General features: G+C 58.4%; 16 protein-coding genes and 1 pseudogene. 5 read left to right on the forward strand and 12 right to left on the reverse strand.

Annotated features, from left to right (window positions below):
* Positions 1 to 35 precede the first annotated feature (35 nt).
* On the forward strand, positions 36 to 1,055 hold the full coding sequence (gene trpS / locus AC3Y7R_RS07235) for a tryptophan--tRNA ligase (RefSeq protein WP_490041354.1): 1,020 nt from the start codon (positions 36 to 38) through the stop codon (positions 1,053 to 1,055).
* A gap of 99 nt (positions 1,056 to 1,154) precedes the next feature.
* Positions 1,155 to 1,334, forward strand: a complete 180-nt coding sequence (locus tag AC3Y7R_RS07240) for a VOC family protein (RefSeq protein WP_490041355.1) — start codon at positions 1,155 to 1,157, stop codon at positions 1,332 to 1,334.
* An 817-nt stretch (positions 1,335 to 2,151) separates the two neighbouring features.
* On the opposite strand, the gene betA is transcribed toward AC3Y7R_RS07240, so the two are convergent.
* From betA to betI, 4 genes are read right to left on the reverse strand one after another with little or no spacing between them, the layout of a single operon-like run.
* Entirely contained in the window at positions 2,152 to 3,810 is a 1,659-nt protein-coding gene (betA, locus tag AC3Y7R_RS07245; protein ID WP_490041356.1) for a choline dehydrogenase, read from the reverse strand.
* The gene (gene betB, locus AC3Y7R_RS07250) at positions 3,810 to 5,267 is read right to left on the reverse strand and encodes a betaine-aldehyde dehydrogenase (RefSeq protein ID WP_490041415.1); all 1,458 of its coding nucleotides are present in this window, start codon (positions 5,265 to 5,267) and stop codon (positions 3,810 to 3,812) included. Before betB ends, betA begins: the two co-directional genes overlap by 1 nt.
* Before the next feature lie 41 nt (positions 5,268 to 5,308).
* A complete protein-coding gene (betC, locus tag AC3Y7R_RS07255) occupies positions 5,309 to 6,817 on the reverse strand; it encodes a choline-sulfatase (RefSeq protein WP_490041357.1) in 1,509 nt (502 codons plus the stop codon).
* Positions 6,814 to 7,386: a choline-binding transcriptional repressor BetI gene (betI, locus tag AC3Y7R_RS07260; protein WP_490041358.1), complete on the reverse strand. Its 573-nt coding sequence runs from the start codon at positions 7,384 to 7,386 to the stop codon at positions 6,814 to 6,816. Before betI ends, betC begins: the two co-directional genes overlap by 4 nt.
* A 261-nt stretch (positions 7,387 to 7,647) precedes the next feature.
* Here betI and AC3Y7R_RS07265 point away from each other — a divergent pair.
* A pseudogene (locus tag AC3Y7R_RS07265) lies at positions 7,648 to 7,908 on the forward strand (IS3 family transposase); the annotation flags it as partial.
* A 78-nt stretch (positions 7,909 to 7,986) separates the two neighbouring features.
* Here the strand turns inward: AC3Y7R_RS07265 and AC3Y7R_RS07270 are convergent.
* Together AC3Y7R_RS07270 and AC3Y7R_RS07275 are read right to left on the reverse strand one after the other, a co-directional pair.
* A complete protein-coding gene (locus AC3Y7R_RS07270; protein WP_490041359.1) occupies positions 7,987 to 8,907 on the reverse strand; it encodes a DMT family transporter in 921 nt (306 codons plus the stop codon).
* Positions 8,908 to 8,944: 37 nt separating this feature from the next.
* Positions 8,945 to 9,547 carry a LysE/ArgO family amino acid transporter gene (locus tag AC3Y7R_RS07275; RefSeq protein WP_490041360.1) on the reverse strand — a complete coding sequence of 201 codons (603 nt, stop codon included), beginning with the start codon at positions 9,545 to 9,547 and terminating at the stop codon, positions 8,945 to 8,947.
* A 96-nt stretch (positions 9,548 to 9,643) separates the two neighbouring features.
* Between AC3Y7R_RS07275 and AC3Y7R_RS07280 the strand changes: the two genes are divergently transcribed.
* Entirely contained in the window at positions 9,644 to 10,519 is an 876-nt protein-coding gene (locus AC3Y7R_RS07280) for a LysR family transcriptional regulator ArgP (protein ID WP_490041361.1), read from the forward strand.
* Positions 10,520 to 10,643: 124 nt separating this feature from the next.
* On the opposite strand, the gene AC3Y7R_RS07285 is transcribed toward AC3Y7R_RS07280, so the two are convergent.
* The gene (locus AC3Y7R_RS07285; protein ID WP_490041362.1) at positions 10,644 to 11,384 is read right to left on the reverse strand and encodes a YebC/PmpR family DNA-binding transcriptional regulator; all 741 of its coding nucleotides are present in this window, start codon (positions 11,382 to 11,384) and stop codon (positions 10,644 to 10,646) included.
* A gap of 118 nt (positions 11,385 to 11,502) precedes the next feature.
* On the opposite strand from AC3Y7R_RS07285, the gene AC3Y7R_RS07290 reads away from it, so the two are divergent.
* Entirely contained in the window at positions 11,503 to 13,284 is a 1,782-nt protein-coding gene (locus AC3Y7R_RS07290) for an SLC13 family permease (protein WP_490041363.1), read from the forward strand.
* A gap of 5 nt (positions 13,285 to 13,289) precedes the next feature.
* On the opposite strand, the gene AC3Y7R_RS07295 is transcribed toward AC3Y7R_RS07290, so the two are convergent.
* The 5 genes from AC3Y7R_RS07295 to AC3Y7R_RS07315 form a co-directional block, all read right to left on the reverse strand.
* On the reverse strand, positions 13,290 to 13,736 hold the full coding sequence (locus AC3Y7R_RS07295) for a hypothetical protein (RefSeq protein ID WP_490041364.1): 447 nt from the start codon (positions 13,734 to 13,736) through the stop codon (positions 13,290 to 13,292).
* A gap of 93 nt (positions 13,737 to 13,829) precedes the next feature.
* The gene (locus AC3Y7R_RS07300) at positions 13,830 to 15,608 is read right to left on the reverse strand and encodes an SLC13 family permease (RefSeq protein WP_490041365.1); all 1,779 of its coding nucleotides are present in this window, start codon (positions 15,606 to 15,608) and stop codon (positions 13,830 to 13,832) included.
* A complete protein-coding gene (locus AC3Y7R_RS07305) occupies positions 15,608 to 16,513 on the reverse strand; it encodes a DMT family transporter (RefSeq protein WP_490041366.1) in 906 nt (301 codons plus the stop codon). Before AC3Y7R_RS07305 ends, AC3Y7R_RS07300 begins: the two co-directional genes overlap by 1 nt.
* A complete protein-coding gene (locus AC3Y7R_RS07310; protein ID WP_490041367.1) occupies positions 16,510 to 17,325 on the reverse strand; it encodes a TIGR00282 family metallophosphoesterase in 816 nt (271 codons plus the stop codon). Before AC3Y7R_RS07310 ends, AC3Y7R_RS07305 begins: the two co-directional genes overlap by 4 nt.
* On the reverse strand, positions 17,322 to 17,909 hold the full coding sequence (locus AC3Y7R_RS07315; RefSeq protein ID WP_490041368.1) for a 5-formyltetrahydrofolate cyclo-ligase: 588 nt from the start codon (positions 17,907 to 17,909) through the stop codon (positions 17,322 to 17,324). The genes AC3Y7R_RS07310 and AC3Y7R_RS07315 overlap by 4 nt, the downstream gene beginning before the upstream one ends.
* Positions 17,910 to 17,957 lie beyond the last annotated feature (48 nt).

Below are 17,957 nucleotides of genomic sequence, written 5' to 3' on the forward strand. Positions count from 1 at the left end.
CACTGGGACGCAATAATCCAGATGGAGATACCACCATGACCAACACCGCCTTCCAACCGCGCGTGTTTTCAGGCATCCAGCCCTCCGGCGGCCTGACCCTTGGCAACTACCTCGGGGCGATCAAACGCTTCGTGGACATGCAAGCCGATACATCGTTCGAGACGATCTATTGCATGGTGGACCTACACGCGATCACCGTCTGGCAAGACCCCGCCACGCTGGCGCGCAACACCCGCGAGCTATGCGCAGGCTTCATCGCCTCAGGCATCGACCCGGAACAATCAATCTTGTTCAACCAATCGCAAGTCCCCGAGCACGCGCAACTGGCATGGATTTTCAACACCGTGGCGCGCATGGGCTGGTTGGGCCGCATGACCCAGTTCAAAGACAAGGCCGGCAAAAACCGCGAAAATTCCTCCGTGGGCCTGTTCGCCTACCCTGCTTTGATGGCGGCGGATATCTTGATCTACCACGCCACACATGTGCCCGTGGGCGAGGACCAAAAGCAACATGTAGAGCTGACCCGCGACATCGCGACCAAGTTCAACCATGACTATAAGACCGACTTCTTCCCCATCACCGAACCGGTGATCGAGGGCGCAGCCACCCGCGTTATGTCCCTGCGCGATGGCTCCAAGAAGATGTCAAAGTCCGACCCTTCCGATATGTCGCGCATCAACATGACCGATGATGCCGACGCCATCGCCGCCAAAATCCGCAAGGCGCGCACCGATCCTGATGCACTGCCGTCAGAGCTGGATGGCCTCGATGGCCGCCCAGAGGCGCGCAATCTGGTCAACATCTACGCCGCGCTGTCCGATCAAAGCTCGGCGCAGGTTCTGGCGGATGTCGGTGGCAAACAGTTCTCGGAGTTCAAACCGATGCTGGCAGAGCTGGCCGTCTCCAAGCTGTCGCCCATCTCGACCGAGATGGCGCGCCTGATGCAAGACACCGCCGAGATCGACAAAATCCTGCGTCGCGGGGCGGAACGTGCTCGCGAAATCACCGCGCCCATCTTGGCCAAAACCTACGATATCGTTGGGCTGGTGCGCTAATGCCTGTCACGTAGCTGACACAGAAACCGCATACCCCAGACTATAAAGGTCGTGACGCTCTTCGTACTAGTCCCATTTGCGAGGCGCGTAATACCCCTTTTGTCTCCGGCCCTCCCCGTGGTCGGGGACATTCTATTTTTGCGCACACAAACCGCACCAACTCTGGGCCACGTCCACCTTCAGGTCTCGGACCTTGACCGCTCCATCGCCTTCTACCGCGATACCGTCGGTATGCTGGTCACGCAACGCTATCGCGCAAACGCGGCCTTCATCTTGTAGGGGGCTACCTTTGAGGCAAAACGTATGCGGGAACTTAACGGGGTCAGCACATTGAAGATCAACAGAAAAATACGTTGAACTAGGTGGGAACTCAGAGATGGTTCTTGACGAAAAGGCAACAAGAATGCCCGAAACCATGGGAAAGGCCTGGCAAAGCCAGTGCAGGGTTGGTGCATTAGTCGCGCAGGGAAGATCATCATGCGTCAAAGTGCGGAAAGAGGTGTCGGTCGCCCGATTGTGGCGGTCAGGCGGGTTTAAAAGGGTCGTTGAGAGCTAAAAATAGAAGTGGGAACTTTCGGGAGAACATGGAACTCAGGACCATGTTTGCGCTTCTGGTTACCACTTCGGATTTTGGCCCTGTAAATAAGGCCAGAATGGCTATCATCGTGAAAAACCAGACTGGGAACAACATGGTCCTATGAATTCGTTAGATCGGCGTCTTCGCGCGGGGTTTCTAACGGTCGATTGGGCTGTCCGGGTGAGCGCGCGCCACTGAACTGCGTATGCGCATGGCATAAAGCATACATATATTCCGGTAGATTTTGCCGCCCCGCGTGAGCAAGATTTCATGCAGTTTAAGGATGCGATGGAGGCTGCAAGACCCGCGCAACCCATGTGCATTGCACTTACAATGCGCGTGTCACTGCATTTTCTATCGTTACGCTTTATCCGTCGGCACCATATCTACGCGTCAAGCCTTTGATATTATGGATAATATTTTGAGACCCGGCCAGGTTTGGGCCGAATTTATTGGCCGCATGGATGATATAGGCCTACCCAACCGATATGCTGGCCACGATTATGTTAGTGGCTCTCTTTAGCGCTGCTCGGTGCGCCAGTTTGGGTGCAGCCATGGCTCTGAATTATCCGCTGGCAGCGGGTCCACCCCAAGGATATGATCGGCGGCTTTCTCGCCAACCATGATGGACGGTGCGTTCAAATTGCCGTTGGTGATGCGCGGGAAGATGGAACTGTCAGCGAGGCGCAGCCCCTCGACGCCGATGACGCGACATTCGGGATCAACCACGGCCATTGCATCATTCGCGCGCCCCATTCGGGCGGTGCCGCAGGGGTGAAAGGCGCTTTCGGCGTGCTCGCGGATGAAGGCATCGAGCTGGTCGTCGGATTGCACATCAGCGCCGGGCTGGATTTCATGTTTGGAAAATTCTTTGAACGCGTCTTGGCCGAAAATTTCGCGGGTCAGGCGAATGCAGGTGCGAAAATCCGTCCAATCATCGGGGTGAGACATGTAATTAAATTCGATCTTTGGGTCGTCTGCGGGATCGCTGGATATTAGCGTAACTTGGCCGCGAGATTTGGAACGCATGGGGCCTACATGGGCTTGGTAGCCGTGGCCTTCGGCGGCGGCTTGGCCGTCATAGCGCACCGCGATGGGCAGGAAGTGGAATTGGATATCGGGGTAGCGCACGCCCGCCTTGGAGCGGATGAAGCCGCCCGATTCGAACTGGTTTGAGGCGCCTAGGCCCAGCTTGGCTGCGAGCCATTGCATGCCGATCCAGCCTTTGCCGGGGATGTTCCAATAGCGGTACAGGCTGACCGGTTTGGAGGCGGCCATTTGCAGGTATAATTCGAGGTGATCTTGCAGGTTTTGGCCGACGCCGGGGCGGTCTGCGATGACCTCGATGCCGTGCTCTTTGAGGTGGGCTGCGGGGCCAATTCCCGACAACATAAGCAGTTTGGGAGAGTTAATGGACGAAGCTGCGAGGATGGTCTCGCAGGTGGCGGTGATGATTTCAGTTTTGCCGTTGCGGATAACTTCTACACCAGTGGCGCGGCCATCTTTGAGGATGATTTTTTGTGCCAAAGCCTGCACCAATGTGCAATTGTCGCGCTTGAGTGCGGGGCGCAGATAGGCGTTGGCGGCGGACCAGCGGCGGCCATTTTTGATGGTGGCATCGAAGGGGCCGAGGCCCTCTTGTTGTTGGCCGTTATAGTCGGGTGTGGCTTGGTAGCCGGCCTGCACGCCGGCCTTGACGAAGGCTTTGGTCAGGGGGTTTTTGCCGGGGCCGCGGGTGACGCTGAGCGGGCCGGATTTACCGCGCCAAGATGCATCGCCGCCGCGCCCGCCCGAGGACCAGTTTTCCATGCGTTTATAGTAGGGTAGCACGTCGGCATAGGACCAGCCATCGGCCCCCTGCTCTGCCCAATGGTCGAAATCGCACGCGTGACCGCGCACATAGACCATGCCGTTGATCGAGGACGATCCGCCCACGACTTTGCCGCGCGGTGTGACCAGTTCGCGGTTGTCTAAATGCGGCTCCGGGGCGGAGTGATAGCCCCAATCATAGCGCGACATATTCATCGGGTAGCTAAGCGCGCCGGGCATCTGGATGAACGGGCCCCAATCGGTGCCGCCATGCTCGATTATGATCACGGATTTACCGGCCTCGGCAAGGCGGTAGGCCATGGCGCAGCCCGCAGATCCTGCGCCGATGATGACATATTCTGCTTGCATTAGAACTGCGCCTCGACCGGGGTCATAGCGACGTAGACGGTTTTCATTTGGGAGTAGTAATTAATTGCTTCTTTCGAGTTTTCGCGCCCAACGCCGGATGCTTTGGAGCCCCCAAACGGGGCCTCAACCGGGGCGAGGTTGTAGGTGTTGATGTAGCAGGTTCCCGCCTCAAAGCCCGCCACAACGCGGTGTGCGCGGGTGATGTCTTGGGTGAAAACGCCAGCCGCGAGGCCAAACTCGGTGTCATTGGCGCGCGCTAGAACTTCTTGCTCGGTATCGAAATCGAGCACCGACATGACGGGGCCAAAAATCTCTTCGCGCGCGATGGTCATATCGTCGGTGACGTTGGAAAACACTGTGGGTTCAAGGAAGTAGCCATCTAGTTTGGCACGCTTTCCGCCTGCTGTGAGCGTTGCGCCCTCGGCTATGCCTTTGGCGATATAGCCCTGCACAATCTCCAGTTGGTTGGCGGTGACCATGGGGCCAAAGTTTGTGGCCTCATCCATTGGATCACCCATAACCACGCCTTGCAAGCGTTCTTGCAAGCGGGTCAGGAAGGCTTGTTTGATGCCTTTTTGAACGAAAACCCGCGTGCCGTTCGAGCAGACTTGGCCAGAGGAATAGAAGTTACCAAGGATCGCGCCAGAGACGGCGTCCTCGATATTGGCATCATCGAAAACGATCATCGGGGATTTGCCGCCGAGCTCCATCGTGACGTGTTTCATGCCTGCGGCAGCGGCGGCATAGACCTTTTTGCCGGTTGGCACCGAGCCAGTGAGCGAGACCTTATCGACGCGCGCATCTGTGACCAAAGATGCACCCACTGCGCCGCGCCCTTGCACCACGTTATAGACGCCCGCAGGCAGGCCTGCCTCGTGCAAGATTTCTGCGACTTTGAGGGCGCAAAGCGGGGTGGTTTCCGAGGGTTTGAACACCATGGAGTTGCCGCAAGCCAGCGCAGGGGCAGCCTTCCAGCAGGCAATTTGTGTGGGGTAGTTCCATGCGCCGATGCCGACGCAAACGCCCAGAGCTTCGCGGATTGTGTAGACCCAATCTTGGCCAAGTTGGATATGTTCGCCTGTGAGTGTGGCCGCGAGACCGCCGAAATATTCTAGTGCATCGGCGCCTGATGTGGCGTCTGCGACAAGGGTTTCTTGCAGGGGTTTTCCGGTGTCTAAGGTTTCGAGTTCCGACAATTCACGGTTGCGGTCGCGGATGATATCAGCGGCACGGCGCAGCACGCGGCCCCGCTCGGTCCCGGTCATGGCGGCCCAGATTTTCTGGCCTGATTTGGCGGCATCGAGGGCTTGGTTGATGATGTCTGGCGTGGCCTCGTGCAGGGTTGCGATGACCTTTCCTGTGGCAGGATAGATGCATTCGATCGGTGCGCCGGATGTGTCTTCGACGTATTTACCATTGATGAAATGGCTAGCTGTTGGTTGTGCGTTTTGCATGATTTTATGCCTCCGGCGGGGATATTTGTGGAACATTGATAGGCTTATTCGCCTCTGGGGAAGCGTTGGCTTTCCTCGAGTGTGTTGAGGTCCATGTGATTGCGCATGTAGCGCTCGGACGCTTTTTGCAACGGTTGGTAATCCCAAGGGTAGTAGCCGCCTTGGCGCAGGGCCTCGTAGACGACCCAGCGACCGGCTTGGGAGTGGCGGATATCGGCGTCAAAGCGGTCCAGATCCCAACGCGCATCGGCCTTGGCTTGTAGGGAGGTGAGCGTGGCTGTGTGGGTGGGGTTTGTGGCGAGGTTTGTTAGCTCGTGCGGGTCCGCGTCGAGGTCGAAGAGTTGGTCGGGGTCTAATGCGCAGCGGTTGAATTTCCACTTGCCATAGCGCAGCGATACCAGTGGGGCGTAGCTGGCCTCGGCCGCGTATTCCATGGCGACGGGGGCGTCGCGCGATTGGCCTTTGCCGAGGGGGGCGAGTGATTGGCCATCGGTCCAGGGCATGACTTCAGACATGTCCACACCCGCCAGATCGCACAGGGTTGGGCAGACGTCGATATTGGAGACTGGATCGGTGACGAGGCCCGGTGCCATATCTGGCGAGGCGACCATAAGAGGCACACGCGAGGAGCCTTCAAGGAAGCTCATTTTGAACCACAGGCCGCGCTCTCCCAGCATGTCGCCATGGTCCGAGACGAACAAGATTGTGGCGTCTTGGCGGGTGGCCTCTAGCGCCGCCATCACCTCGCCCAGCTTATCGTCTAGGTAGCTGATATTGGCAAAGTAAGCACGACGCGCGGTGCGGATATGATCATCGGTGATGTTGAAATTATCGCGATCATTGGCGTCGAGGATGCGTTTGGAATGGGCGTCTTGATCCTCGTAGGGGATAGGGCCAATTTCGGGCATCAAGTGTTCGCAATCCTCATAGAGGTCCCAGTATTTTTTGCGTGCAACATAGGGGTCATGCGGGTGGGTAAAGCTGGCCACGAGGCACCAAGGGCGCGCATCTTTGCCGCGCGACAGGTCATAGATTTTGCGGATCGCGTGGTAGGCGACCTCGTCGTCATATTCCATCTGGTTGGAGATTTCTGCGATGCCTGCGCCGGTGACCGAGCCCATGTTGTGATACCACCATTCAATGCGCTCGCCGGGTTTGCGGTAGTCTGGCGTCCAGCCGAAATCGGCGGGGTAGATATCGGTGGTCAGGCGCTCCTCGAACCCGTGCAACTGATCCGGGCCAACGAAGTGCATTTTGCCCGACAAACAGGTTTGGTAGCCCGCGCGGCGCAAGTGATGCGCGAAGGTTGGAATGGCGCTGCTGAACTCGGCCGCGTTGTCATAGACGCGTGTGCGCGAGGGCAATTGGCCTGACATAAACGAGGCGCGCGCGGGGGCGCAAAGTGGCGATGCGGTATAGGCGTTTTTGAACCGGGTGGAGCGCGCGGCCAACTTTTTGAGGTTCGGGGCATGCAGCCAATCGGCGGGGCCGTCAGGGAACAGAGTACCGTTCAACTGGTCGACCATAAAAATCACAAAATTGGGTTGAGTCATGGTTTTTTCTCCAGATGGGGTGCGGTGAAATGCAGGATTGTTGCGGCCGGATCATGATCGCCGGGTGCGCCTAGGGCCGCACGGATATAGAGCCCGTCGATGAGGGCCGCGATGGCATCTGCTAGGGCTTCTGGCTCAGTGGAGATCGGGCGCAATGCGTGGATCAAATTCAAGCGCAGGCGGCGTTGGTACAGGCGCAAAAGGCGCATCGCCTCGGGGCTGCTATGGGCTTGGACATAGAAATTTAACCATGCGCTGATAACGTCTGGATCAAAGCAAGATTGGGCAAAGCTGGCCTCAATCAGTGCAGAAAGGCGGTCATGCGCGGTAGTGGCGCGGCTCAGGCGGCTGCGGACTTCTTGGGCAAAACCGGACAGGATATAACGCATGGCGGCAAGAAAAATCTGGTCTTTATTGCCAAAGTAATGATGCGCCAGCCCCGATGACATGCCCGCGCGTTTTGAGATGGCGCTGACGGTGACATCAAGCGAGCCCGCGGCCCCGATTTCAGCAATCGTGGCATTCACAAGCGCCTCGCGGCGGATCGGTTCCATTCCTAGCTTTGGCATGAGATTAGCCGTGACGGTTTTTTATTGACTCGTCAATCAATAAAAAACCACCCCGATGCTGAACTGCCCCCAAGGCACCCTCATTGTTGCGTGACAGGTTCACAATGGATCAGTGACGATGGCAACGACTTCTTCGCCTGTCATCTTTTCGGGTGTGATATGCTAATCCCCCCAAGAATTAGTGGTGTTCACGCGTAGAATTTTCTCGGCATGATATTTGAGGGGATTCTGATGAAGAACAAGCGATACAGCGACGCGCAGGCTATCCAAGGCATCAGCGTTGCGCTGGCCTGCGGGGCCTTTCAGATCGGTGAGACCTGCTATCGCTATGAGCGCAAGTTGAGCGATGAGAATGCGGAAATCGCTGAATGGCTTGTGAGGCTGACCAGTAACCGCCGCACACGGGGCTTTGGTCTGTGCTTTTTGTATTTGCGGAATGTGAACGGTTTTGTCTGGAACCATAAGCGGGTCTACCGAATTTACTGCGCACTGGAGTTGAACCTGCGGATCAAGCGGCTGAAACCAGCCGCGTAATTCTACGAGCGGATCCCGTTGAAAATGGGAGGATTACCGAAAGGATCATTTGGGCACAGTAAACGCTCAGCGGTTCAGGCCCTCGTCAATTATGGTGCCTTCCAATTTTAACAATTCTTTCTGCTTCATAACAACCGCCTCGCGCCAGGTAATAAAGCTGACCGAGGCTAGGATGATGCAGCCACCCAAAACGACCCAGCCGTCGATTGCCTCGTCAAAGACCAAAGCCCCCAAAGCCATCGCCCAAACCAATTGCAAAAATGTGACCGGCTGCGTCACGGTCACCGGGGCGGCTTGGAAGGCCAGCGTCATCGAGTAGTGGCCCGCCGTGGCGAAACACGCCAGCAGGAACATCCATGCCAGTTGGGGCAGCGTCGGCGTGACCCAAACCATTGCCGCCAAAGGGGCCAGCCCGATGGTCACCGTGATCGACAACATACCAACCACCACGGCCGGGCTGACTTTATCGGCCATGACTTTGGCAGACAGGTAAGAGCCTGCAAACATCACAGCCGTAATCAACATTGCAAAATGTCCCGGCGATAATTCGCGAAAGCCCGGACGCAGGATCACCATGGCACCCAGCAGGGCCATTGCAACCGCGATGATGCGACGGAATGCCAGCTTCTCACCAAGGAAAAATGCCGCCCCGATTGTGACGTAAACAGGGGAGAGGTAGTTCATGGCAGTGACTTCCGCGATGGAGATTTGGGTCATGGCATAAAACCACAACACCACGCCCAAGGTGTGCACCACCCCTCGGAGACCAAACAGCTTCAAGTCACGCAATGTTAGGTTGGCGCGCCGTATTGGGCCAAGCATCGGGATCAAGAAAACCAGTCCCAAAACATAGCGCAAGAAAGCCGCCTGCGCCGCTGGCAACTCGGAGCCTACATATTTAACGATCGCGGTGACGGCCACGAACATTAACCCCGTCACCAGCATCCAACCGACGCCCGCGACGGGCCTGTTTTGTGATTGCGCCATGCGCCACATGACCCTGCCCCGCACATGGGTGCAAGCTCTAACCGTTGAGGATCAAGCTCAGGGCAATGAGCCACATCGTTGCCCCCACAAGCCCGTCCAACCAACGCCATGCTTTGGGGCGTGCAAACAGCGGGGCCAGCAGGCGCGCGCCAAACCCCAGCAGGATGAAAAACACAAACGAGCCAAGGATAGCCCCCGCCCCGAACAGGCTTCGTTGCGCACCGTATTGCGCCGCGATGGAGCCAAGCAAGATGACCGTATCAAGGTAAACATGCGGATTCAGCCAAGTGATCGCCAGCAAGGTCGCGGCCACTTTGCGCCAGTCAGAGCGCGCCTGCCCCTCGACATCCAGCGCCTGCGTACTGGTCAGGGCAGACCGGAAGGAAATCATGCCATAGATCAACAAAAATAACGCGCCACCATAGCGCATCACGGGCCCCAGCCATGGCATCTGGGCGTTCAAAACGCCAAAACTGGTGACACCAAAGGCAATCAGGATGGCGTCCGAGCAGGCGCAAATCACCACACAAAGCACCACATGCTCGCGCCGCAAACCCTGCCTTAGAACAAAGGCGTTTTGCGCGCCGATGGCTAGAATTAGGGAAAAACTCAGGGCAAATCCCGCGAGGAAAATCTGCATGGTGGGTCTCCATGGAAAAAACAGTGCTTGGAGAGATCTATCGAGACTGTCATGGTCAAGATAGCTAATTAAACTTAAGTAACATTAGGAATGCTAATGTATGATTACAGCCAACTCGACGCCTTGAGTTACGTGCTCAGGACCGGCAGCTTTGATATCGCCAGCGCCCAGCTAGGGGTAACCCAATCCGCAATCTCCCAGCGGATAAAACTGCTGGAGGAGCGCGTCGGGGCCGTGCTGGTCAAACGCGGCCAACCCTGCACAGCCACCCCCATGGGTGCGCGATTGGCAGCCCATACCGATCAAGTGCGCCTGATGGAAAAGTCTATTCGAGAGACTGTCGGCACGGCTCCAAATGCCACGCCCCTGCGCATCGCCGCCAATGCCGACAGCCTTGCAGTCTGGCTGCTACCGGCCTTGGCGGCACAAGACGGGTTCTTATATGATTTGATCATCGACGACCAAGATCACAGCGCCGACTGGCTGCGCGCGGGCGAGGTTGCGGCGGCGGTCACAGGCCACCCCGGCCCGGTGCAAGGCTGTGACAGCTACGCGCTCGGATCGCTGCGCTACTACGCCACCGCCTCGCCCGATTACATCGCCCGCCACATGCCAAACGGGCCAACAGCCGAGGCCTTATCCAAAGCCTCTGCCCTGACGTTCAACCCCAAGGATCGCCTGCAAAACGACTGGGCAAAGGCCATAACAGGTCGCGCCATCAACTTGCCGACGCATCACCTTGCCACGTCTCAGGGTTTCGTAGCCGCGGCCTGCCTTGGGATGGGGTGGGGCATGAACCCCGAAATTCTGTGCCGCGAAGAATTCGCTTCGGGCAAGCTCCAAACCCTTGGTCAAAACGCGCCGTTAGACGTGCCACTATATTGGCAAATCTCCCGACTGACTGCCGCCCCACTGCGCGCGTTAACTCGGTCAGTTATTGATGCCGCACGGTCGGTTTTGATCCAAGGCTAACGCGCAAAGCAATGCCCCAATAACAAAAGGGCGCGGCCAGTAGCCACGCCCTCCAAATAAAAAATCATGTCGCGCGGAACGCGCGCCTGTTAGGTCAAATCACGCAGAACGCGCGCCCGTTAGGTCAGAGCTGCTCCATAACCTCGTCGCTGGCCTCGAAATTAGCGGTGACGTTTTGCACGTCGTCGTCGTCCTCCAAGGCATCAATCAGCTTCATCAGCTTGGTCATGCCTTCAAGGTCCAACTCGGTAGAAATAGTCGGCTGCCAGATCAGTTTAGTTGAGGAACTTTCGCCCAACTCGGCCTCTAAAGCGCTGGATACAGTGTTTAAATCCGTATCCGCGCAGAGGATAACGTGGTCTTCCTCGCTGCTGTCAACATCGTCGGCACCCGCTTCAAGTGCGGCCATCATTACTGTATCGGCGTCGCCCACAGAAGCCGGATAGACAACCTGCCCCTTGCGGTCGAACATGAAGCCCACGGAGCCGGTTTCGCCCAGATTACCGCCGTTCTTGGTAAACGTGGAGCGCACGGTCGAGGCGGTCCGGTTTTTGTTGTCGGTCATTGTCTCGACAATCACGGCAACGCCACCCGGCCCATAGCCTTCGTAGCGAATTTCATCGTAGTTCTCGCCGTCGCCCGCTTGGGATTTCTTGATCGCGCGCTCGATCACATCCTTGGGTACCGAGACCGATTTGGCCTCTTTCACCGCCATACGCAGGCGCGGGTTTTTGTCGGGGTCCGGATCGCCCATCTTAGCCGCCACGGTGATCTCCTTGGCAAGCTTGGAGAACAGTTTGGAGCGCAATTTATCTTGGCGCCCTTTGCGATGCTGGATGTTTGCCCATTTTGAGTGGCCGGCCATGGGTTTCTCCCCTTAAATACGATGTTAAGACTGCTTTTAGGCAAGCGTTTGGCCCTGTGCAAGATGCAGACGATTTTTCCCCGCTTCCTGCCCCCCTAAAAGCGCGTTAAACAGGGGCATGACACAAGAACAAATCATCCTATTTTCGCTTTTCGGTTGCGTCTTTGCCATGTTTTTATGGGGCCGTTTCCGCTATGATGTCGTCGCCTTCTCGGCCCTATTGGCAGGCGTGGTGCTGGGGGTCGTGGACCCCAAACACGCCTTTGAGGGGTTCGGACACCCCGCCACGCTGGTGGTGGCGCTGGTCTTAGTCGTCTCAGCCGGATTGGTGCGATCGGGGGCGGTTTTCTTGATTACGCGCACCTTGGTCGACAGCACCCGCTCGCTTGGCGCACATATCGCGCTGATGGGCGCAATTGGCGGCATTTTATCCGCTTTTATGAACAATGTCGCGGCTTTAGCCCTGCTGATGCCAGTTGACATTCAGACCGCGCGCAAGGCTGGCCGCGCGCCAGGGTTGTCCCTGATGCCGCTGTCATTCGCCACCATCCTTGGCGGCATGGCAACGCTGATTGGCACGCCGCCCAACATCATTATCGCGTCAATCCGCGAGGATATGCTGGGCGAGCCGTTCAAGATGTTCGACTTTGCTCCGGTGGGCGGCGTCACCGCGATTGCGGGACTTTTATTCGTGGCCTTAATCGGCTGGCGGTTTATCCCGCAAGGCGACGACGACGGGCGCTCGGGCAACCCGATGGATGATTACGCCGACTATATCGCAGAACTGACCGTGCCGGAAAAATCCAAGCATATCGGCAAGCGCCTGCGCGAGTTGCTGGAAGAAGCGGAGAAAGCCGACGTTGCAATCCTTGGTCTGGTGCGCGACGGCAAACGCCGCTACGGCACCGCACAAAACACCAAACTGCAAGCGGGTGACGCGCTGGTACTGGAGGCCACGCCGGATGCGCTAGACGAGCTGCGCGCAGCCCTGTCACTGGATTTTGCCGACGCCAAGCGCGAAGAGCATCTGCACGCTGAAAGTGAAGGGCTGAAAGTGATCGAGGTCGTTGTGACCGAGCAAAGCCGCATCAATGGTAAAACCGCGCAATCGGTCGGGCTGGCATGGCGGCAGCGCTCGGTGCTGATGGGGATTTCGCGCCAAGGCAAAGCGATCAAAAAGCAGGTGCGTAAAACGGTTGTTCAAGCCGGTGACATTTTGCTGGTTCTGGTGCCGCAAGACAGTGCCAATGACATCACCGAATGGTTGGGCTGCCTGCCCTTGGCCGCGCGTGGCTTGGCTGTGACCGAAGACAAGAAAGTGTGGTTGGCCATTGGGTTATTCGCCGCTGCGGTTATCGCCGCCTCTATCGGGTTGATCTATCTTCCGGTCGCCTTGGGTATTGTCGTGGTGACATTTGTGCTGACACGCATCATCCCACTCTCGGAGCTATACACCCACATTGAGTGGCCGGTGATTGTGCTGCTGGGGTCGATGATCCCGCTGGGTGCAGCGCTGGAGGCATCGGGCGGCACCGAGCTAATCGCGGGTGCCTTGGTGAACTTGACCCAAGGTATGCCAGCGTGGGCGGTTTTGACCGTGCTGATGGTGGTGACGATGACCCTCTCGGATGTGCTCAACAACACCGCCACCGCCATTGTTGCAGCCCCTGTGGGCATCACCATGGCGCAAACCATGGGGGTGGACCCTGACCCGTTCCTGATGGCTGTTGCAGTGGCTGCATCTTGTGCATTCCTGACGCCGATTGGGCATAAGAACAACACGCTGATCCTTGGGCCGGGTGGCTACAGTTTCGGCGATTACTGGCGTATGGGATTGCCACTGGAAATACTGGTGGTTGCCGTGTCAATTCCGGCTATTTTGGTGTTCTGGCCGCTGTAAGGCGCCTAGAACCCTGCGCTGCTCTCGAAGCGGTAAGCCTGCCCCAGTTGGTCGGTAATTGTCACGACAGCCAACGGGCGGAACGGCACCTCTTGCTCGTCGGGCAACAAGCTGTTGCCCAGCACTTCTTGCAAGACAACGCGCCCGGGCAATGTTCCGGCTGCCAGCTCCACCTCGTAGGTGTAGGTATAGGGGCACTCGGACAGCGTACCAGTCCAGCCATTGGCGGCCCCTGCGGCCCCTGCGCTGCCCAAACATTGCACCGTGTCATCCATCGCCACCAACACCGCGCCAGCCTCTAGGGCCACCAACACGGGGCGGGTTTGGCGTTCTGGTAGGGCAACGGGCACTTCAAAAGCGCGACTGCGATCAAAGAAGACATCTTGCAGGAATTCACAGCCCGAAACTGAGAACGTCATAACAGCAATAAGACTACAAGTTGTGGTGCGCATGGATGCCTCCGCGAGATATACTATCCACACCCTACACTGCGTTGTGCGGGCAGGGAATCCCCCAAAGCACCGTGGTGGCGAAAAACAGCCCAGCTATAGCGGCCAAATCAACGGGATCATCACCGAGGCCAGCAGGCCAATGGATAAGTTCAGCGGAATGCCTGCGCGCAGGAAATCGGTGAAACGATAACCGCCGGGGCCGTAGACCAGCATGTTGGTCTGATACCCTATCGGCGTGGCAAAGCTGGCCGAGGCCGCCACCATAACCGCCACCACCAAGGGCCGTGCGTCGATCCCCATGGCCGTGGCCAGCCCGATGGCAATCGGCGTCACAACCACTGCCACAGCGTTGTTTGACACCAGTTCCGTCAGTACCGAGGTCAGCAGATAAATGCCCCAAACGACAAAGAACGGCGGCAGGCCCATCATCCACGGAGCCAGCGCCTCGACGATCAAAGTTACTGCGCCAGAGGCCTCCAGTGCAGCCCCAATCGCCAGCATGGAAAAGATCAGCGCCAGCAGGCGGCCATCCACATGGGAAAACGCCTCGTCCGCGTCAATGCAGCGGGTCAACAGCACCACAGCCACCGCCAAGATGGACAGCAAGAATATGGGTGCGACGCCTAGGCCCGCCAAGCCAACCAGCGCCAGCAGCGCCACAATGGCAATGGGGGCATGGGCGCGGCGAAAAGCCCGCGAGGACGGGTGCGAGACGTCGAGTAAATTCATGTCTGACGCCAGTCGGGAGATATCCTCCTGCGCGCCTTCGAGTAGCAAAGTATCCCCGACCCGGACGACCAAATCGTCCAACTGCCGTCCGATATTTTGGTTCCGGCGATGCACCGCCAGCGGGTACACCCCGTAGCGCCGACGCAGGCGCATTGCGCCAAGCGAGCGCCCCGACATTTTGCAGCCCGGGGTAATCAGAACCTCAACGGTAGAGGTCTCAACGGCGGACAACTGATCCACGCGCTTCAGCTCTTTGTTGCGCTGCAAGGACAGCAGTTCGGTCATCTCCGTGCGCAGAACCACACGGTCGCCGGTTTGCAAAACCACGGCTTTGAGGTTGCGCCGCAGGGACTGGTCACCACGGACAACATCAACCAGTCGCACGCCTTCGCGTTTGAACAATTGCACGTCCAGAACCTCGCGCCCGATCAGGTTGCTGTCAGGCGGAATGGCGGCCTCGGTGAAGAATTTCATCTTGGAGCGGTCAGACAACAGCGTCGCCATACTGTCGCGCTCGGGCAGCAGGCGCGGCGCGATAAAGCGCAAATAGATCATGCCCCAAACCACAAGCACGATGCCCAATGGGGTGACCTCAAAAATCGAAAACGCCTCCATCCCATTGGCGCGTGCCACCCCGTCCACCAGCAAGTTGGTAGAGGTCCCGATCAACGTCAAAGTGCCGCCTAATATGGCCGCATAAGATAGCGGTATCAATAGCTTAGAGGCCGATATACCCAAAGTGCGCGCCAGCTGTACGAAGACCGGGATCATCACCACAACCACCGGCGTATTCGACACGATAGCCGAAGAGATCACCACGAATGCAAACATGCCCGCCAAGGCCAGCGTGGGATGCGTCGCCGCCTTACGGTCAGCGATCCGTGTGAACCAATCCAGCGCGCCGGTCCGCACCAGTGCGCCCATGATGATGAACATCGCCGCAATCGTCCAAGGGGCCGGATTGGACAGCACCGACAGCGCCGCCTCATAGGGCAAAACGCCCGTGGCCAGCAGCACGGACGCGCCGGTTATAGCCACGACCTCTGTGGGGTAGGTCTCGCGCACAAACATGACGAACATCCCCGCCACGACCAGCAAAGCCAGAATGGCACGCGTATTTTGGGACAGGTCAAGAAGCTCCATCAGGTCTCCATTATTTCCGGCTCGGCGGGCGCGCGGGGTTGCACCAGCACCAGCCCGACTAGAAGTATAGCAAAAGCGGCCCAAACCCAAAGCGAATAGCGCTCCCCCAGCAGCCACATGGCCCAAACCACGCCAAATGCGGTCACAAGATAGCTAACTTGCACCGCAAAAACCGGCCCCGCGCGCACCACCAGCCACACATAGGCCGAATAGACACCAGCATGGATAATAGCCGAAGCAATCAGGGCTATTTCAGGGATGCCATAGGGGCCGCGCGGATCAATGAACTGTCCTTGCCACAAGGCCATTGGCCCCGAGATCAGCGCAGCTATCACGCTGGCCACAAACAGCAATTGCAACGGGTCTAACCCGGCGGTTCCCCAGCGGGCGACGTAATTGCCCTCAAGCGCGTAGAAAAGCGGCGAGATCAGCGCCAGTGGAATATAGACGACCATAGCGCGGTCCGGCAGGCTGGCCTCGGGCAACACGATCAACAACACGCCTGATAGGCCAATTGCCAGCCCTGCCAAACGTGACCATGCGAACTTCTCATTGCCAAGGATAACCGCCACAGGGAAGGCCAACATCGGCACCAAAGACAGCAAAATAGAGGTCAGCCCCGAGGGCAAATAGACCAGCGCCGCAAAAGACCCCGCCCCCGGCAACACCGTGCCAAGCAACGCCACCACGAGGCTGGCCCAAAGCTGCGCGCGCTCTAAGCGCATCGGCTTGCCACGCAGCAGACAAAGCACGCCCAAAACCGCGGCTGAAATCACAACTTGCCAAAATATCAGCCCGAACTGGCGATGCCCACCTTCAACGGCCAGCTTAGCCAGAGGCTGGGTCATCCCCCAGCCCGCGCCCATGACGATCAGCGCGCCAAACAACCCGGCCTTTTCGTTCATGCAGGTCCCGCTTGAGAAAGTCGCCCACCTTGGCGCACCATCTCGATACGGGTGGCGGCACCGGTGCGGTCATCGGTCTCGACATAGAGGCCCGACAGGGTCGCCTCCTCCATTGCGGGGGTAAAGCGCCCCTTGACCATACCCGTCACAAAGCGGCGCATCGGCTCGGCTTTTTCCATACCAATGACGGAATTATAATCGCCGCACATCCCCGCATCCGACAGGTAAGCGCAGCCCTGCGGCATGATCACCGCGTCCGCCGTCGGCACATGGGTATGGGTGCCGACACAAACGCTGGCGCGCCCGTCGCACCAGTGGCCCATGGCCATTTTCTCAGACGTGGCCTCGCAGTGGATATCCACCACAGACGCCTGCACCGCACCGCCGCGTATGTGCTTTTTCAACACCTGCTCCAGCAGGCCAAACGGGTCATCATAAGCCCGCTTCATAAACACTTGGCCCAGCACTTGTGTGACCAGGATCTTGCGCCCACGCCCTGCATCAAACACCCCAAACCCGCGACCCGGCGCGCCTTTGGCAAAGTTGATCGGGCGGATCACGCGTGGCTCGGCCTCAATGAATTGCAGCATGTCGCGCTGATCAAACGCATGATCGCCCAGCGTCACACAATCCGCGCCCGCCTCTAGCAACCCTTTGGCATGTGCGCCGGTCAGCCCCATGCCGGAACTGGCATTCTCGCCGTTGACCACGACAAAATCCAACGCCCAGTCCTTGCGCAACTGAGGAAGGCGCTCGGTCACGGCGGCGCGCCCGGCGCGACCCATGACATCTCCGAGAAACAAAATTTTCATGGCCGAGACCTAGGCCGATTGGCCCCCATGCGCAACACGCCCTCGTCAGTAATAATGGCATCTAGCGGCTGGTCTGTGGCCTCCAGCGGCAAGTCTTCGGCCTCTTGCGCCGCAAATGCATAGCCCAGCGCCACGACTTCGCCGCGCGCGCGCAGCCCTTCCAGCGTGCGGTCATAGAAGCCACCGCCATAGCCCAAGCGCCCGCCATCGCGGTCAAACGCCACCAGCGGCACGATCAAAACCTGCGGTACAATGACCTCGGGTTTGGCCGGCACATAAGCCCCGAACGCACCCTCGACCATATCGCAGCCCGGCTCCCACCGGTGAAACTCCAGCGGCTGGCCAGCGGCCTTTATGACGGGCACACAGACCGGCCCCCACGCGGCCATCGCAGCCATCACCGGCAGCGGGTCCACCTCGGTGCGGATCGCCATATAGCCCGCCAACGCGCGCCCTTTATGGGGCAACACGGCCTGCAACAAATGCGTCACGGCCAAGGCATCTCGGTCCGGTGATTTGGCAGCTTTGCGACGCATGAACGCGACTTTGCGCGCCGCGACTTTCAATTGGGTTAAGTCATCCATACAGGCTTTGTCACCTGCCCAGCCCCCCTTGGCAAGCCTTGGCTCGCA

The organism is Litoreibacter sp. (assembly GCF_058136045.1).

Excerpts from the sequence above, each read along its gene's own strand:
- trpS (WP_490041354.1), top strand. The coding sequence starts at position 36 with ATGACCAACACCGCCTTCCAACCGCGCGTGTTTTCAGGCATCCAGCCC.
- betA (WP_490041356.1), bottom strand. The coding sequence starts at position 3,810 with ATGCAAGCAGAATATGTCATCATCGGCGCAGGATCTGCGGGCTGCGCC.
- betC (WP_490041357.1), bottom strand. The coding sequence starts at position 6,817 with ATGACTCAACCCAATTTTGTGATTTTTATGGTCGACCAGTTGAACGGT.
- betI (WP_490041358.1), bottom strand. The coding sequence starts at position 7,386 with ATGCCAAAGCTAGGAATGGAACCGATCCGCCGCGAGGCGCTTGTGAAT.
- AC3Y7R_RS07270 (WP_490041359.1), bottom strand. The coding sequence starts at position 8,907 with ATGGCGCAATCACAAAACAGGCCCGTCGCGGGCGTCGGTTGGATGCTG.
- AC3Y7R_RS07275 (WP_490041360.1), bottom strand. The coding sequence starts at position 9,547 with ATGCAGATTTTCCTCGCGGGATTTGCCCTGAGTTTTTCCCTAATTCTA.
- AC3Y7R_RS07280 (WP_490041361.1), top strand. The coding sequence starts at position 9,644 with ATGTATGATTACAGCCAACTCGACGCCTTGAGTTACGTGCTCAGGACC.
- AC3Y7R_RS07285 (WP_490041362.1), bottom strand. The coding sequence starts at position 11,384 with ATGGCCGGCCACTCAAAATGGGCAAACATCCAGCATCGCAAAGGGCGC.
- AC3Y7R_RS07290 (WP_490041363.1), top strand. The coding sequence starts at position 11,503 with ATGACACAAGAACAAATCATCCTATTTTCGCTTTTCGGTTGCGTCTTT.
- AC3Y7R_RS07295 (WP_490041364.1), bottom strand. The coding sequence starts at position 13,736 with ATGCGCACCACAACTTGTAGTCTTATTGCTGTTATGACGTTCTCAGTT.
- AC3Y7R_RS07300 (WP_490041365.1), bottom strand. The coding sequence starts at position 15,608 with ATGGAGCTTCTTGACCTGTCCCAAAATACGCGTGCCATTCTGGCTTTG.
- AC3Y7R_RS07305 (WP_490041366.1), bottom strand. The coding sequence starts at position 16,513 with ATGAACGAAAAGGCCGGGTTGTTTGGCGCGCTGATCGTCATGGGCGCG.
- AC3Y7R_RS07310 (WP_490041367.1), bottom strand. The coding sequence starts at position 17,325 with ATGAAAATTTTGTTTCTCGGAGATGTCATGGGTCGCGCCGGGCGCGCC.
- AC3Y7R_RS07315 (WP_490041368.1), bottom strand. The coding sequence starts at position 17,909 with ATGGATGACTTAACCCAATTGAAAGTCGCGGCGCGCAAAGTCGCGTTC.